The sequence below is a fragment of the Polaromonas sp. P1_G4 genome (genome assembly GCF_056405475.1).
Genome location: NZ_JBFUCA010000609.1, coordinates 1 through 2,231 on the forward strand (window position 1 = coordinate 1; position 2,231 = coordinate 2,231).

Sequence of the window (2,231 nt, forward strand, 5' to 3'; positions counted from 1 at the left end):
GCGCGCCTGCATAAGAATCCACCCGGTCCCCGTATGACGGGTGAGTCCGGTCCATCATTCCATTTACCCAAGGAAGTTTTTTCATGTCACGCTTTTTGAAAACCCTGGCAGCCACCATCCTGGCCTCAAGCCTGAGCGCTTCTTTCACCTTGCCCGCTTTTGCGGCCGGCCCCATGGTCAAGAGCCAGGCGCCCGGCTACTACCGCGTCACRCTGGGCGATTTTGAAGTCACCGCCCTGTCGGACGGCACTGTCAAGCTGCCCGTGAAAGACCTGCTCACCAACACAACGCCGGCGAAAGTCGGCGCGGCACTGAAGCGTTCTTTTTTACCTGACGCAGTCGAGACTTCAGTCAATGCCTACCTCATCAACACCGGCAGCAAGCTGGTGCTGATCGACACGGGTGCGTCCGGCCTCTTCGGCCCGACGCTGGGCAGCCTGCAGGCCAACCTCAAAGCCGCCGGCTACCAGCCCGAGCAGGTCGACGAGATCTATATCACCCACATGCACCCCGACCACGTGGGCGGCCTGGTGGTGAACGGCGCCATGGCGTTTCCGAATGCCGTTGTGCGTGTGGACAAGGCGGACGCCGACTTCTGGCTGGATGAAGCCAAAATGAACGCAGCGCCCAAAGAATCCCAAGGCTTTTTCCAGGGTGCCATGGCGTCCATCAAGCCTTACGCAACGGCCGGCAAGCTCAAGACCTTTGAAGGCGTCACCGAGCTCGTGCCCGGCGTGAAGGCGCAGCCCGCTCACGGCCACACCGCCGGCCACAGCGTGTATGTGGTGGAAAGCAAGGGGGAGAAGCTGATGCTGTGGGGCGACCTGATGCATGTGGCGGCAGTCCAGTTCGACAACCCGGAGGTCACCATCAAGTTTGACTCCGAGTCCCCACCGGCCGCCAAGGAACGCGCCAAGGCCTACGCCGATGCCGCCAAAAATGGCTACCTGGTCGGCGCGGCGCATATCGCCTTCCCTGGCCTTGGCCATGTGCGCAAGGGCGCGGGCAAGGCATACGCCTGGGTCCCGGTGAATTACTCGTCACTCAAATAGGAAGGGTAAGCAAAATAGGCCATGCACCCAATAAGCATCGGCGTAAGCAGCTACGTTTTTTATAGCACTGCGGGGGGCCTGCAGTGCCCCCTGGCAGGCCTCGGCCGGCGCAAAGCCGCTACACTCATCTGATGCAACGTCCGCCCCTGAACCACTGCCGCGTCTGCGGCACCGCCGTGGCTTATCGCTTGCCGGACGACGGTGACACGAAAGAGCGGGCCGTCTGCCCGGCCTGCAACACGGTTCACTACGAAAACCCGCTCAATGTCGTCGGCACCGTGCCCAGCTGGGGCGAGGACGGCGCGCAAGTGCTGCTCTGCAAACGCAATATCGAGCCGCGCCGGGGCAAGTGGACCTTGCCTGCCGGCTTCATGGAGCTGGGCGAAACCACCTCGCAGGGCGCAGCCCGTGAAACCGATGAAGAAGCCGGCGCCCAATATGAAATGCAGGGCCTTTTCACGGTTATGAACGTGGTGCGCGTCGGGCAGGTGCACATGTATTACCGGGCTCGGCTTTTGAGCACCGAATTCAATCCAGGCCATGAGACCATGGAGGCCAAACTGTTCACTGAGGCCGAAATTCCCTGGGACGAAATTGCCTTCAAGACGGTCAAGCAGACGCTGGAGCAGTACTTCGAAGACCGCCGCAAGGGTGCCTACGGCATCCATTCGTTTGATATTGAATGAAGGTCTTCAAGCCCTTGCCGGCCGTTACATTCTGCAGACAGGGCGCCCGGTAGAATTTCTCTGTATCCGGCTGGTTCTCACCGCGGATTTTCCGCCCCCTCATCGGCCTTCCGGCAGTCTCTTTTTTAACCTCTTCCCCGGATTTCATGTTCAACACCGCAATCTTTTTCCGCATTGCCGACGATTTTGTGCTTCCTCCGCTGGACGTGCTTGAAGAAATTTTCCAGTCCCACCGTTTCGTTCCCTGCGGCGCAACAGAGCCTGAATCCAGTGGCTGGGTGCCACCGCGCGGCAACAAAAGCACCGTACTGCTCGAAAGCGTGGGCCGCCAGTTAATCGCCCGCCTCTGCACCGAACGCCGCCCTGTGCCTTCGTCCGCCATCAAGGCCGCGGTGGAAGAACGCATCGAAAAATACAAGGAAGAAACCGGCCGCGAACGCGTGGGCGCCAAGATCAAAAAAGAGTTCAAGCAGGAAGTCATGCTGGACCTGCT

At 60.2% G+C, this 2,231-nt stretch carries 3 protein-coding genes; all 3 read left to right on the top strand.

The window, feature by feature from the left end; translation table 11 throughout:
* The first annotated feature begins 83 nt into the window (after nt 1-83).
* Nucleotides 84-1,052, top strand: a complete 969-nt coding sequence (locus AC1D1X_RS21180; RefSeq protein WP_477669086.1) for an MBL fold metallo-hydrolase — start codon at nt 84-86, stop codon at nt 1,050-1,052.
* Between the two features lie 131 nt (nt 1,053-1,183).
* Nucleotides 1,184-1,738, top strand: a complete 555-nt coding sequence (locus AC1D1X_RS21185; RefSeq protein WP_477669085.1) for an NUDIX hydrolase — start codon at nt 1,184-1,186, stop codon at nt 1,736-1,738.
* Between the two features lie 146 nt (nt 1,739-1,884).
* Nucleotides 1,885-2,231: recombination-associated protein RdgC (gene rdgC, locus AC1D1X_RS21190; protein WP_477699100.1), on the top strand; the 347-nt coding region annotated here is incomplete at its 3' end.

Excerpts from the sequence above, each read along its gene's own strand:
- AC1D1X_RS21185 (WP_477669085.1), top strand. The coding sequence starts at position 1,184 with ATGCAACGTCCGCCCCTGAACCACTGCCGCGTCTGCGGCACCGCCGTG.